This is a genomic window from Streptomyces sp. 8N706 (assembly GCF_052245415.1).
Classification (GTDB): domain Bacteria; phylum Actinomycetota; class Actinomycetes; order Streptomycetales; family Streptomycetaceae; genus Streptomyces.
Genome location: NZ_JBQQBW010000148.1, coordinates 1 through 13,764 on the forward strand (window position 1 = coordinate 1; position 13,764 = coordinate 13,764).

Consider the following 13,764-nt stretch of genomic DNA (forward strand, 5'->3'; position numbering starts at 1 on the left):
CTGCTTGGGAGACCACCGCCCGGGCCCTTCGCGCGCGCCGCTCCCCGTCCCCACGGGGCGGCGCCTCCGGGAGGCGCGTCCGCTCAAGCGCGTCCCCGGATGATTCACACCCGGCTGAACTCCGGGTCGGCTTCGTCGGTCGCGTCGGCCCCGGCTCCGGCCGCGCCAGTGGCCGGCCGCTTCCGCAGCTGTTCACCCTCCACGTCCACGTTCGGCAGCACCCTGTCCAGCCACCGCGGCAGCCACCAGGCCGCCTTGCCGAGGAGGGCTAGGACCGCCGGGACGACGGCCATACGGACCACGAAGGCGTCGAAGGCGACCGCGACGGCCAGACCGAAGCCGATCATCTTGACCATCGACTCGGAGGAGCCGATGAAGCCCGCGAAGACGCTGATCATGATGATCGCGGCGGCGCTGACCACCCGGGCCCCGTGCCGGAAGCCGGTGACGATCGCCTGGCCCGGCCGCTCCCCGTGGACGTACGCCTCACGCATCCGCGTCACGAGGAAGACCTCGTAGTCCATCGCCAGACCGAACACGACCCCGATCATGAAGATCGGCATCATGCTCATGACCGGGCCGGTCTGCTCGACGTCGAACACCTCGGCCAGCCAGCCCCACTGGAACACCGCCACGACCGCGCCCAGCGCGGCCACCACGGAGAGCAGGAAGCCCAGGGCCGCCTTGAGCGGGACCAGGAAGGACCGGAAGACCACCATCAGCAGCAGAAACGCCAGGCCGACCACGAGCGCCAGATAGGGCAGCATCGCGTCGTCGAGCTTCTGCGACACATCGATGTTCATGGCGGTGGTGCCGGTGACCAGGACCTCCGCGCTGTCGGTCCGCCCCGTGAAACCGGCCGTCGCCTTCATGTCGCGGATCTCCGCGACCAGGTCCTCCGTGGCCGTACCACTGGGCTCGGACTTCGGGATCACCGTCAGTGTCACGGTGTCACCGGCCTTGTTGATGGTGGGCGGGGTGACCATGGCGACGCCGTCCAGCTGCGTCACCGACCTGGTGACCTCCTTCGCCACACCCTGCGGGTCGTCGCTGTGCCGGGCGTCGACGACCAGCATCAGCGGGCCGTTGAAGCCGGGCCCGAAGGAGTCGCCCAGGAGGTCGTACGCCTTGCGCTGCGTCGTACTGACCGGCTGCGCGCCGTCGTCCGGCAGGCCCAGCTCCAGCGACGACGCCGGTACGGCGACCGCGCCCAGCCCGACCACCCCGGTCAGCAGCACCGCCACCGGGTGGCGCAGGACGAAACGCGCCCAGCGCGTACCCATGTTCGGCTTGGCTTCCGACGCGGAGGAGTCCCGCTTGCGGCCCGTACGGTCCGTGGCGTCCACGGTGTCCACGGCGTCCACAGCGTCTTCCGTGTGCTTGCGGCCCCTGCGGCCCAGCACCCGCTTCCCCGCGAAGCCGAGCAGTGCCGGGATCATCGTCAGCGCGATGAGGACGGCGATGGCGACGGTGCCCGCCGCGGCCACACCCATCTTGGTCAGCATCGGGATGTTGACCACCGAGAGGCCGACCAGGGCGATGACGACGGTGAGCCCCGCGAACACGACCGCCGAACCGGCCGTGCCGACGGCCCGCCCGGCCGCGTCCTCCGGCTCCCGGCCCTCGGCGAGTTCCGCACGGTGGCGGGAGACGATGAAGAGCGCGTAGTCGATGCCGACCGCGAGACCGATCATCGTGGCCAGGGTGGCGGTGGTACTGGACAGATCGAGCGCGCTGCTGAGCGCCGTGATCGACGAGACCCCGATGCCCACACCGATCATCGCCGTGAGCAGCGGCATCCCGGCCGCGACCAGTGAGCCGAAGGTGACGACGAGGACGACCGCGGAGACGGCGATACCGATGATCTCGGTGCTTCCGGTCTCGGGCACGGCCTGGAGCGCGTCACCCCCGATCTCGACGGTGAGACCCTCGTCGCGCCCTTTTTGGCCCGCGTCCTTCAACGCGTCGCGGGTGGACTCCTCGAGCTCGAAGCCGGTGACCTCGTACGAGACCTGGACGAAGGCGGTACTGCCGTCCTTGCTGATGGCCTTGGCCCGGTACGGGTCGGTCACCCGGCCCACCTGCTCGCCCGACTCGAGCTCGCCGACGACCTTCCGCACCACAGCCCGGTTGGCCGGGTCGGTCATCTTCTCCGCGCCCGGCGCCTTGAAGACCACACGTGCGGTGGCGCCGTCCGCGTCGAGCCCCGGGAAGCGCTCGTCCAGCAGATCGAAGGTCCGCTGCGCCTCGGTGCCCGGGATGGAGAAGGAGTTGGAGGTCGCCTTGGGGGCGGAGGCGGCGCCGAAACCGACAGCTGTCAGCAGCGCCACCCATATCAGGGCGACGAACCAGCGTCGCCGGAAGGAAAACCGGCCCAGTTTGTAGAGGAAGGTGGCCATGAAGAGGTGTGCTCCCGTGGGGTCGAAACAGTGAAAAAGGGTGTGCGGTACCGGCCCGACGACGAGAGCGGCGCGTCAGGAGGTGCTGGGGGGACGGTCGGGTGATCGGGGACGATCGAGCTGGGAGGTCGGGGACTGCCGGGCACTGTCAGGCATTTGACGCAGCGTCAGGCGCCGAGGGCGGGGAGGACCACGGCGCTGATGAACCGTTCGAGACAGTCGGTGTCCATCGGCCGGTCGTCGATCAGCGGCCGGGCGACGAAGGCACCGATGAGCATGTGCGGAATGAACTGCAGAGCCGGCGTGGAACCGGAGACCTCTCCCCGGGCGACCGCGCGCTGGAGAATCGCGTCGAGCCCGGCGATCTCGGGTTCGATCAGCAGCTCCCGCAGGGCCTGGTGGAGGTCGGGGTTCAGGTCGGCGGCGTGGGCCAGCCCCCTCAGAAGGGCGGTGTCCTTCTCGATCTGGTCATCGTCGGAACAGCGCACCATCGCCTGCAGGTCGCCCCGCAGGGTGCCGGTGTCGATGTCCGCAAGGGACACCGGAACGGTGTGCCGCAGGGCGGTGGCGACCAGCTCCGGCTTGCCCTTCCACTGGCGGTAGAGGGTGGCCTTGCTGGAACGGGTACGGGCCGCTACCGCGTCCATGGTCAGAGCCTCGTACCCGTGCTCCCGCAGCAGGTCGAGCACGGCCGCGAAAAGCTCGCTCTCCCGCTCCGGGGTGAGCCGCGTACGGCGCGCCGTTGTACTGGACGCAGCGGCCACGGTGACCTCGATTCGAACGAAACTGTTTCGTACACCGGAAGGCTATGCCGCCGCCGCATCGAAACGCAAACGTTTCGCAGTGTGCTCTGCGTTACGAGTTGCCGGGGCGGGTAGGCGCGGAAACCATGGGATACGTGAGTGACGCACGCGAGGCCACTGCTGGCTTGCAGGCGAACACGAGAGCCGCGCGTTCGCCTCGCGAGCGGAGAAGCGAACCAACAAACCCAGCGAGCGACCCACACAAGGCCACCGACTTGCACACGAACCCGAGAGCCGCACGCTCGCCTCGCGAGCGGAGAAGCGAACCAACAAACCCAGCGAGCGACCCACACAAGGCCACCGACTTGCGCACGCACGCGACAGCCGCACCTTCGCCTCGCGAGCGGAGAAGCGAACAGGGCCTCGCCTCGCGGGTGGAGAAGCGAGACAAAGGAACCCAGTGAGCGACGGCGCGTACCTCCGGTTCCCGCACCTCCACAACGATCTGCTGTGCTTCGCGGCGGAGGACGATCTGTGGGTGGCGCCCCTCACCGCTGCCGGGGCATCGCCCGGCCGTGCCTGGCGGGTGACCGTCGACCGGACCCGGATCGGCCACCCCCGCTTCTCCCCCGACGGATCGCAGATCGCGTTCACCACCTGGCGCAGCCTCGACCCCGAGATCCATGTCGCCCCGGTGGACGGCGGGCCCGCACGGCGCCTCACCTACTGGGGCAGCACCGACACGCGCGTCTGCGGCTGGAGCCCCGACGACCACATCCTCGCCGTCGCCTCCCACGGCCAGCCCTTCTCTCATTTCTCCTGGGGCTACAAGGTGCCCACCGACGGCAGCCCGGGCGGGCGGCTGCCCTGGGGCCCGATCGCCGATATCGCCGTCGCCGACATCGACGGGGAGCACCTCACTCTGGTGCTGACCGGCAAACCGCCGCACGAACCCGCCGCTTGGAAGCGCTACCGGGGCGGCGCGACGGGGCGGCTGTTCCTGCTCGGCCGACGGCTGCTGCCCGATGTGAACGGCCATCTGGACTGTCCGATGTTCGTCGGCGACCGGATCGCCTTCCTCTCCGACCACGAAGGCATCGGCAATCTCTACTCCTGTCTGCCCGACGGCTCCGACCTGAGGCGCCACAGCGACCACGAGCAGTTCTACGCCCGGCACGCGTCGACGGACGGCTCCCGGGTCGTCTACCAGTGCGCGGGCGATCTGTGGCTGGCCGAGGATCTGTCGCCCTCCGGCGCCCCACGGAAGCTGGACGTCCGGCTCGGCGGCCCGCGGACCGGGCGCCGTGTGTACCAGATCCCGGCCTCGGCGCATGTCGACTCGCTCTCCGTCGACAGCACCGGCCGCGCGAGCGCGGTCTGTGTGCGCGGAAGTCTCTACTGGCTGACCCACCGCGACGGCCCTGCCCGCACGATCACCGACACCCCGGGCGTACGGGTCCGGCTCCCGGAGATTCTCGGCTCCACGGGACGGGTCGCCTACGTGACGGACGCCGAGGGCGACGACGCTGTGGAGATCGCGGACCTCCCAGGGGCCGGCGCCGCGGGCGAGCCACGGCGGCTGGCCGCCGGGGCGCTCGGCCGGGTGCACGCACTGGTCGCCTCGCCGGACGGCGAGCGCCTGGCCGTCTCCACCCACGACGGGCGGCTGCTCGTCCTCAGGGTGCCCACGGAGGAAACCGAGGCGGGGGAACCAGGGGAATCAGGGGTATCAGGGGCCGAGGAGGCAGCCGCAGGTGCCCGGCCGCGGGGCGAGGCGGGCGAGACGACCGAGGCGGAGGTCACGGAGCTGGTCCGGTCGGTCAACGGTCCGGTCCGCGATCTCGCCTTCTCCCCCGACTCGGCCTGGGTCACCTGGTCCCATCCGGGCATCGGCCGGACGTTGCGAAAGATCAAGATGGCACGGCTGAAGGACCGTAGCGTCATCGAGGTCACCAACGGCCGGTTCGAGGACGAGGAGCCCGTCTTCACCAGCGACGGCCGCTATCTGGCGTTCCTCTCCTGGCGCGGTTTCGACCCGGTGTACGACGTGCACACCGGCGACCTGTCCTTCCCGCTGGGCTGCCGCCCGTATCTCGTACCGCTGTCGTCGGCGACGCCGTCTCCCTTCGCGCTGTCGGCGGAGGGCCGCCCTGCCGCCGGGGGCCTGGACCCGGTCGGCACCGAGGGCGACGGCTCGGTGACGGTCGAGGCCGAGGGTCTGGCGAGCCGCGTCACGCCCTTCCCCGTGGCCGCGTCCAAGTACTCCTCCCTCCATCCGGTCAGTGGCGGCGGACTGGTGTGGTTGCGCTGGCCGATCTCCGGCGCGCTCGGTGAGACCTTCGCCAACCCCCTGGATACGACGGGGCGGCCGACGTTGGAGCACTTCGAAGTGGTGAAGGCCGCCCGCACCGAACTCTTCACCCATCTCGACTGGTTCGCGGTCAGTGGCGACGGCACCCGGATCGTCGTCAACGACGACGGCGACCTCCGCGCGGTCCCGGCGACCGAGACCGGCGACAGCGACTCCACGGTCTCCATCGACCTGCGGCGGATCATGCACCAGGTGAACCCGGAGGCGGAGTGGCGGCAGGCGTACGCGGAAGCGGGCCGGATCGTCCGGGCCTACTTCTGGGACCCCCATATGTGCGGTGTCGACTGGGACGGCGTCCTGGACCAGTACCGCCCGCTGGTCGAACGGGTCGCCTCCCCCGACGAGTTCGCGGATCTGCTGTACGAGGTGCTGGGCGAACTGGGCACCTCCCACGCGTATGTCGCCCCGGCCCGCCGCAACGAGGGCCCGCCGCACTACCAGCGGCCCATCGGCCTGCTCGGCGCCAACTTCGCACAGACCAAGGACGGCCGGTGGGCCGTGGCCCGCATCCTGCCCGGCGAGTCGTCCGACTCGCGGGCGCGCTCCCCGCTCGCGGGGTCGGGGATCCGCGACGGCTCGGTCCTCACCCATGTCGACGGGCGGCCGGTGAATCCGGTGACCGGGCCGTATCCGCTGCTGGCGGGGGCCGGTGGCACGACGGTGGAGCTGACCTTCCTCCCCCCGGAGGGTGACGGCCATCCACGACGGGTCGCGATCGTGCCCCTGATCGACGAACGGCCGCTGCGCTACCAGGACTGGGTGGCCAAACGGCGGGAGGTCGTACGGGAGTCGAGCGGCGGACGGTGCGGCTATCTGCACATCCCCGACATGGGCGGCTCGGGCTGGGCGCAGTTCAACCGCGACCTGCGGATGGAGATGGCCCGGGAGGCGCTCATCGTGGACGTCCGGGGCAACGCGGGCGGAAACATCAGTGAGTTGGTGGTGGAGAAGCTCACCCGCACCGTCCTGGGCTGGGATCTGACGCGCGACGCCCAGCCGGTGTCGTACGCCTCCAACGCCCCGCGCGGCCCCGTGGTCGGACTCGCGGACGAGATGACCTCCTCCGACGGCGACATGATCACCGCCGCCTTCAAACTGCTGGAGCTGGGACCGGTGGTGGGGCTGCGGACCTGGGGCGGGGTGGTCGGCATGACGGGCCGGCACCGGCTCGTGGACGGCACGGTCATCACGGTGCCGATGAACGCCGCCTGGTTCGAGGGCTACGGGTGGGGCGTCGAGAACCACGGAGTGGAACCGGACATCGAGGTCGACCGCACACCGCTCGACTGGGCGGAGGGGCGGCACAAGCAGCTCGACGACGCGGTGGAGACCGCACTCGATTTGCTGGCCCGCCATCCTGCCAAGAAGCCGCCGGACTACGCGGAGGTGCCGGACCTACGGCGCCCCAAGCTGCCGCCTCGCAACGGTAATTGACCCGGAACCGACCTACGGCGCCGAGCCCGGGCGTGGGCGGGCTGAACAGTTAGCGGGCCCGCGCTGAGCCGCGGGCCCGGGACGTTCCGGTCGGGGCCGCGCTGAGCCCCGCCCGGGCTTGCGCCGAGGCGCGTTGGCCGTCCCCCGGCCGCGCCGAGCAGGGCGCGCCGGGCCCCGCCGAGCGGAACCGCGCCGGACCACGCCCGCCCGACGCGCTCAGGGCGGGCGCCGGCCGTCCCGGGCCAGGCTGAGCCGCGCCGAACGGGAACGCGCCGGGCCGCGCCGAGCGGAACCGCGCCGGACCACGCCGACCGAGAACCCGGGAAACGTTTCCCGCCCGCGCCCGTCTGGGGGGCCACGCCGGGCCGCGGGCGCCCGAGGAGGACGCACCGGGCCGCGCCGCCCGGGACTCGAGGAGACCGGCGCTGGCCGTCCCGGAAGAGGCTGAGCCGCGCCGCCCGGGACGCGCTCACGCGCGCGGGCCTTCAGGGCCAGGCCGAGCCGAAAAGCCGAGCGGGAACCGCGCCGGACCACGCCTGCCCGGGGGAGAGCGCCGGACTGCTGCCCGAGGGGAAATACGCCGGGCCGCGCCCGCCCGGGAAACGCGTCGAACCGCGTCCACCCGGAGAACGCCTGGGGCGGCGCCCGGGAAACGTGTGGGAAAGGGGCGCGCCCTGCCAAGGGCGCGGCCCTTTCCTCCTGCCGCACCGTGGATGGCGCTGCCCGCACCGTGGAAGCGCTGCGCACAGGCCCGCCGCGCCGTCAGCGGCAGCCGTCAGCGGCCGAAGTCGTCCCGCGGGTCGTCAGTGGGAGGACGGGTCTGCTCGCTGCCCGGCTGCCGGCGCTGCTCCGCCCGCTCCTGCCCCTCCTGCGCACGCGCGGCCGTCCGGTCCTGGGGCTGGGGCCCCTCCCGGCCACGCCCGGACCGCTCCTCCCGCGCGTGCCTCTTCTGCTTGGCTCTCTCCTGCATCTGGTGTGCCTTGTCCCGGAACTGGTCCATGATGCCCATCAGGTGTCACTCCTCATCGGGTGAAACGGGTACCCGGGCTCCGACCAGCCTGTCACGACCGAACATCTCTCGCATTTCGGGCACCAGAGGGCTGCGCAGCGTCACAACGCACAGCTCAGAAGCGTCCATCGGGGGCGCCTACGGCTGCTCCGCCCGGGCCTTCTCGTCCGCCGCACCCCCGGCGCCCACCAGCCCCCTACGCGCTCCCCGCCCGGCGGCGAGCCGCGGCTCGAAGCGGCGCATCTCGCGCTGCCCCACCGTCGCGATGATGCCGGGCAGCTGGCCGCGGATCCCCTGCATACCGCGCAGCCACCACTGCCCGTACACATGCGCGGAGCGCCGTTCGATGCCCGCGACGAGCCGGTCGACGGCGGGGCCCAGCGGGTAGGTCCGGTTGGACGGCCAGGGCAGCCGCTGCCGCAGCTCCCGCATCACCTCGTCCTCGTCGGCACCGCGCACCATGTCGGTGTCGGTCCAACTCAGATACCCCACCCCGACCTTCACGCCCCGGTGCGCCACCTCGGCACGCACACAGTTCGCGAGCGCCTCGACCCCGGACTTGGAGGCGCAGTACGCGCTCATGAGGGGCGCGGGGGTGATCGCGGCGAGTGAGGCGATCTGCAGCAGGTAGCCGCGGCTCTCCAGCAGTGCGGGCAGAAAGGCACGGGCAGTCGTGGCGCTGCCCAGCAGATTGACCTCGATGACCCGGTTCCAGGACCGCGCGTCGGAATCGGCGAACGGACCGCCCTGTGCCACCCCGGCATTGGCGACGACGATGTCCACTCTGCCGAAACGTTCGCGGACCTCCCGTGCGACCCGCTCCATCGCCTCGGTGTCGGTGACGTCCGCGTACCAGTGGCCGGAGTCGGTGGGCAGCCGGTCCGAGACCTGCCGCAGCCGATCCGGTTCCAGGCCGACCAGCGCGAGCCTCGCGCCGCGCGCGGCGAGTTTGCGGGCCAGCAGCTCGCCGACGCCCCGTGCCGCGCCGGTCACCACCGCGACCCGGCCCTCCGGACTCCTGCGTGCCCTCACGGCGTCTCCTCCTTGACTCTGTCCCCGGCGGTGTCCCGGTCCCGGGACCTCTCCCCTGCCTCCCCGGCGTCGCGTACGGACCCGGGCCGTGCGGGGCTCACGGCCGTGAGGCGGTCGCGTACCAGCTTCCGGATCGCGGCGGTCACCGCGTCCGTCGCCTCCACCGGTGTCATATGGCCGATGCCGTCCAGCTCGGTGAGCCCGGCACAGTCGGGCAGCGCGGCCGCCAGCCGCCGGGCGTGCACCGGCGGCGTGAGCCGGTCGGCCGTGCCGACGATCACCGCGGCGGGCACGGTGAGTTGCCCGATGTGCCTCTCCAGATCCAGCTCGGCGAGGACCTTTGCCCAGTCGGCGCGTACGGCACGCGGGCAGGCGTGCACGATACGGGCGCACGCCTCCACCATCTCCGGTGCCGCGGCGGGGCCCATGGTCCCGTACTTCAGGAGGCGTTTGGCCAGGGGTGTGACCGGGCCCAGCGGGGCGCGCGAACCGAGGATCACGCGATGCACCCGCGTCCGTACGCGCTCCCAGCGCAACGGCACCACCCTGGCGTCCCCCAGCAGCCGCGAACTACCGGTGCTGCACAGCAGCACCGCCGCGACGCGCTCCCCGAGCACTGGACGGCCGGCCGCGGCGAGAACGGTCATGCCTCCCATGGAATGCCCGGCGAGCACCGCGCGCTCGCCGGGGGCGAGTGCCGCACCGAGCACGGCCTCCAGGTCGTCGGCGAGCGCCTGCGTGCTGTAGCCGCCGGGACCCACCGCCGGACTGCGGCCGTGGCCGCGCTGGTCGTACAGCACCACCCGGTGGTCGGCGGCGAGGGCGTGGACCACCGGCGCCCAGAAGGCGGTCGAGCAGGTCCAGCCGTGTGCGAGGACGACGGCGGGTGCGCCCTCGCGACCGTGCACCTCGATGTGCAGCCGCGACCCGTCGGGGGACTCCGTCGACAGCTCCCGCACCGGCTCGGGCGGTACGAGCGCACTCGCGGTGCCCTTGGTGAGGCGGCTCATCGGACTCCCTCCCCGTCTCCGGCGGCGTCCGCGCCCGGGCCCGTCCCCGGACCGGACCCCGGGCCTGCCGTCCGGCCCGCCGTGGCGACCGCGGCGAGACGGTCGCCGGGCCCGTCACCCCCGGCCCCGGCCCGGCCCGTTCCCACACCGTCCGCCTCGGCACCAGCCGCCTCTTCGCCGCTCGCCTCGGCGCCCTTCGTGCCGGCCGCGAGCGGTCCGCCCCGCGGCGGGCGCAGCACCGTGTACTCCGCGAGGTTCACCGATCGCGTGACCCTGCGGAACTCCGACGTCGTCCCCGGCCACACGGTCGTATTCCGGCCGCCCGCGTCGAGGTACCAGCTGTCGCAGCCGCCGGTGTTCCACACCGTGCGGCGCATCCGGTCCTGCAGGCCGCGGTTCCAGTCGCGTACGGCGTCCTGCCGGGCGTCCAGGGCGACCTTGCCGCCCAGGGTGCCGAGCTGCCGCAGGAAATCGGCCATGTAGGTCAACTGCGACTCGATCATGAGGATCATCGAGCTGTTTCCCAGCCCGGTGTTGGGTCCGATGATGGTGAGGAAGTTGGGGAAGCCGGCCGCGCTCGTCCCGCGCAGCGCCTCCATTCCGTCCTTCCAGGTCTCCGCGAGCGTGACGCCCTCCGCGCCGGTCACCCGATGGGCGATCGGCATATCGGTGACGCGGAACCCGGTGCCGAAGACGATCGCGTCGGCCTCGGTCTGCGTGCCGTCGGCGGCGACCAGGGTGGAGCCCCGCACCTCCGCGAGGCCGGACGCGACCAGGTCGACATTGGGCCGGGCGAGCGCCGGATAGTAGTCGTTGGAGAGCAGGATGCGCTTGCAGCCGATGCGGTAGTCCGGGGTGAGGGCGGCCCGCAGCGCGGGGTCCATGACGGCCCTGCGCATATGGGACCTGGCCAGGGCCTCGATCAGCCCCAGCGCGTTGGGCCGCTTGGTGAACGCACCGACCTGGAGCTCACGGATGCCCCACAGCAGACCGCGGCGCAGCGCCCGGGTCGCCGGCAGCACCGTATGCAAGAAGCGCTCGGCTCCCGTGATGGTCCGGTCCATCCGCGGCATCACCCAGGGGGGTGTGCGCTGGAACAGCGTCAGCCGGCCGACGGTCGGCTGGATCGCGGGCACGATCTGGATCGCCGAGGCACCCGTGCCGATCATGGCGACGCGTTTGCCGCTCAGGTCGTAGTCATGGTCCCAGCGCGAGGAGTGGAAGACCTTCCCGGGGAAGGAGTCCAACCCCGGTATGCCGGGGATCCGGGGGTCGGAGAGCGGGCCCGTCGCGGAGACGACGACCTCGGCGGTGAGGGCCCCGGACGTGGTGTCGATCTCCCAGTGCAGCGCGTCGTTGTCCCAGCGCAGCGCGCGGACCTCGGAGTTGAAGCGGATGTGCGGACGCAGCCCGAAGGTGTCGGTGACGTGCTCCAGATACGCGCGGATGTGCGGCTGCCCGGAGAAGGCCCGCGGCCACGCGGGGTTGGGCGCGAAGGAGAACGAGTAGAGATGCGAGGGCACATCGCACGCACAGCCCGGGTAGCCGTTGTCGCGCCAGGTGCCGCCGACCGCACCGGCCCGCTCCAGCACCGTGAAGTCGGTGATGCCCGCCCGGCGCAGCCGGACGGCGGCACCCAGACCGCCGAATCCTGATCCGATCACCGCCACGCGTACGTGCCGGCGCCCACGTTCCTGCTCGGCCATGCCGCCGCCTCCCCACCGAGGAAAACCATGCCAGTAACCACTGGCATGGTCGGGAGGGTAGAGCAGGAACGCATCCGGGGGTAGAGGTTGCGCAAGGGGAGTTACCGCTGGTTGCACCGAGCCGCTCCGGGACGCCGCGCGAGCGTATGACCGCCAGTTGCGCCCCGTCGTCCCGGGCCCGGCAGGACATAGGCTTCCGGTGTGGCCGAGACAGAGGAGACCCCCGGCCCGCGGACCGGGCCGTCCGCCCGGCCCTCCCGGGGAGTACGTGATCAGCGCCGTGCGCCCACCGCGTCCGGCCGTCCGTCCGGCCGCCCGGACGGCCTCACCGCAGGGCCGGGGGAAGAGCACGGACGGCGGGAGGCCGGTGGCGGGGAGTACCGCACGGCGGAACTGGCCGAGAAGGCAGGCATCACGGTCCGTACCCTGCGGTTCTACCGCGAGCGGAAGCTGCTGCCCGCTCCGCGCCGCGAGGGCCGGATCGCCTGGTACAACGACCACCACCTCGCCCGGCTCCGTACGATCGGCGCCCTGCTCGACCGCGGCCACACCCTCGGCGGCATCGCCGAGCTGCTCGCCGCCTTCGAGAACGGCCGGGACGTCGGCGAACTCCTGGGCCTGGAGAACCCCCTCGGGGCCCCGTGGTCGGAGGAGACCCCGGTCCGTCTCACCCCGGAGGAGCTGGCCGACTACTTCGCCGACGACGTCACCCCCGAGAACCTCGCCGAGGCTCTCGGCCTGGGTTATGTGGCGGTCGACGGCGACGATCTCGTGCATGTCAGCCGGCGTCTGCTGGAGGCCTCCAGCGCACTGGTCGACCTCGGCATACCGCTCGCCGCCGTCCTCGCCGCGGCCCGCCGGGTCCGCGCCCACACCGACGCCCTTGCCGACGTCTTCACCGGTCTCCTGCGCACCCATGTGCTGGCCGACGCCCTGGCCCGTGACGAGGGCGGCGCACCCCACGGTGACGCGGAGACGGCGGAGGTCGCCAAGGCCGTCGAAGGCCTGCGCCCGCTGGCGAAGAGCGTCGTCGAGGCCGAGCTGTCGATGGCCATGGACCGCCGGATCCGTGCGGAGCCGGCCGCCCGGCCGAAGCCGGAGGAGCATCCGGGAGAGCCCGGCGCCTGACGCCCGACGTCGTTATAGTGACGTGCATCTCAGCACGGGCGCACCTCTCCGGCCGCGCCACGGGACCCGGGACGGGGGAATCTCGGTGCCGGACAACGACGGTGTGAAGGCCGTGACCAGCACCTTCTGGTCGCTGCTCGACGCGCCCGCCCGGACGGCGCTGCATCAGGCCGGGCATCCCCGATCCTTCGCCCCACAGGACGTCATCCTGCGGCAGAACGAGCTGTCCGACCATCTGCTGGTGATCCGCCGGGGCTGTGTGAAGGTGATCGCCTATACCGATCTGGGCTATCAGGCGGTCCTCGCCATCCGGAACGCGGGCGATCTGCTCGGGGAGCAGGCCGGACTCGACGGGGGCCCGCGCTCGGCCGCCGTTCACGCGCTCACCCCGGTCGAGGCGCTGATCGTCCCGGCGGACCGGTTCACCACGGCCATGCACACCCACCCCGCGGTCGGCGCGGCCGTACGGCATGTGCTGTCGGCCCGGCTGCGGGAGGCCGACCGCGGGCGGGCGTCGGCGGCCGAGGCCGTACAGGCCCGGCTGGCCGCCCTGCTGCTCGATCTGGGTGAGCGCTATGGCCGGCCCCGGGACGGCGCACGCTCCGACGGCTCCGGCCCGGACGCCGCCCCGGGCCCCGGCTCCCGAGAGGTACGCATCGCACTGCCGCTCTCCCAGGACGATCTCGCGGGCCTCGTGCTGAGCTCCCGCCGGACGGTCAGCCGGGTCCTCGAACAGTGGCGGGCCCGGGGCTGGGTGGAGACAGGTCGCCGCAGCCTCGTCCTGCGCGAACTGGACCAGCTGAAGGACCAGGCGGCCCAGGGATCCTGAGCGCCCCCGCGTCGGCCACGGCCGGAGCGGTCCCCGCGACACCGCCGCAGCCCGGGAGCGACCACCGACACGGCAACCGGTCATGCCCAGGACGGGCCCACCG

At 72.2% G+C, this 13,764-nt stretch carries 9 protein-coding genes; 3 read left to right on the plus strand and 6 right to left on the minus strand.

Annotation, left to right across the window (positions count from 1 at the left end):
* Nucleotides 1–104 precede the first annotated feature (104 nt).
* Nucleotides 105–2,399: an MMPL family transporter gene (locus ACTWQE_RS31280; RefSeq protein WP_443332460.1), complete on the minus strand. Its 2,295-nt coding sequence runs from the start codon at nt 2,397–2,399 to the stop codon at nt 105–107.
* 167 nt (nt 2,400–2,566) lie between these two features.
* Entirely contained in the window at nt 2,567–3,163 is a 597-nt protein-coding gene (locus ACTWQE_RS31285; RefSeq protein ID WP_443332461.1) for a TetR/AcrR family transcriptional regulator, read from the minus strand.
* Between the two features lie 439 nt (nt 3,164–3,602).
* On the opposite strand from ACTWQE_RS31285, the gene ACTWQE_RS31290 reads away from it, so the two are divergent.
* Nucleotides 3,603–6,947 carry a S41 family peptidase gene (locus ACTWQE_RS31290; RefSeq protein WP_443332462.1) on the plus strand — a complete coding sequence of 1,115 codons (3,345 nt, stop codon included), beginning with the start codon at nt 3,603–3,605 and terminating at the stop codon, nt 6,945–6,947.
* Between the two features lie 775 nt (nt 6,948–7,722).
* On the opposite strand, the gene ACTWQE_RS31295 is transcribed toward ACTWQE_RS31290, so the two are convergent.
* The 4 genes from ACTWQE_RS31295 to ACTWQE_RS31310 all read right to left on the minus strand — a co-directional run bounded on the left by ACTWQE_RS31295 (nt 7,723) and on the right by ACTWQE_RS31310 (nt 11,704).
* The gene (locus ACTWQE_RS31295; protein ID WP_443332463.1) at nt 7,723–7,956 is read right to left on the minus strand and encodes a hypothetical protein; all 234 of its coding nucleotides are present in this window, start codon (nt 7,954–7,956) and stop codon (nt 7,723–7,725) included.
* Nucleotides 7,957–8,094: 138 nt separating this feature from the next.
* Nucleotides 8,095–8,988: an SDR family oxidoreductase gene (locus ACTWQE_RS31300; RefSeq protein ID WP_443332464.1), complete on the minus strand. Its 894-nt coding sequence runs from the start codon at nt 8,986–8,988 to the stop codon at nt 8,095–8,097.
* Complete coding sequence (locus tag ACTWQE_RS31305) at nt 8,985–9,998, minus strand: alpha/beta fold hydrolase (protein WP_443332465.1); 1,014 nt, start codon at nt 9,996–9,998, stop codon at nt 8,985–8,987. Before ACTWQE_RS31305 ends, ACTWQE_RS31300 begins: the two co-directional genes overlap by 4 nt.
* On the minus strand, nt 9,995–11,704 hold the full coding sequence (locus tag ACTWQE_RS31310) for a flavin-containing monooxygenase (protein ID WP_443332466.1): 1,710 nt from the start codon (nt 11,702–11,704) through the stop codon (nt 9,995–9,997). The genes ACTWQE_RS31305 and ACTWQE_RS31310 overlap by 4 nt, the downstream gene beginning before the upstream one ends.
* Nucleotides 11,705–12,097: 393 nt before the next feature.
* Between ACTWQE_RS31310 and ACTWQE_RS31315 the strand changes: the two genes are divergently transcribed.
* Both ACTWQE_RS31315 and ACTWQE_RS31320 read left to right on the plus strand, forming a co-directional pair.
* Complete coding sequence (locus ACTWQE_RS31315) at nt 12,098–12,832, plus strand: MerR family transcriptional regulator (protein ID WP_443332468.1); 735 nt, start codon at nt 12,098–12,100, stop codon at nt 12,830–12,832.
* Between the two features lie 85 nt (nt 12,833–12,917).
* Nucleotides 12,918–13,661, plus strand: a complete 744-nt coding sequence (locus ACTWQE_RS31320) for a Crp/Fnr family transcriptional regulator (protein ID WP_443332467.1) — start codon at nt 12,918–12,920, stop codon at nt 13,659–13,661.
* The last annotated feature ends 103 nt before the right edge of the window (nt 13,662–13,764 follow it).

Excerpts from the sequence above, each read along its gene's own strand:
- ACTWQE_RS31280 (WP_443332460.1), bottom strand. The coding sequence starts at position 2,399 with ATGGCCACCTTCCTCTACAAACTGGGCCGGTTTTCCTTCCGGCGACGC.
- ACTWQE_RS31295 (WP_443332463.1), bottom strand. The coding sequence starts at position 7,956 with ATGGGCATCATGGACCAGTTCCGGGACAAGGCACACCAGATGCAGGAG.
- ACTWQE_RS31305 (WP_443332465.1), bottom strand. The coding sequence starts at position 9,998 with ATGAGCCGCCTCACCAAGGGCACCGCGAGTGCGCTCGTACCGCCCGAG.
- ACTWQE_RS31310 (WP_443332466.1), bottom strand. The coding sequence starts at position 11,704 with ATGGCCGAGCAGGAACGTGGGCGCCGGCACGTACGCGTGGCGGTGATC.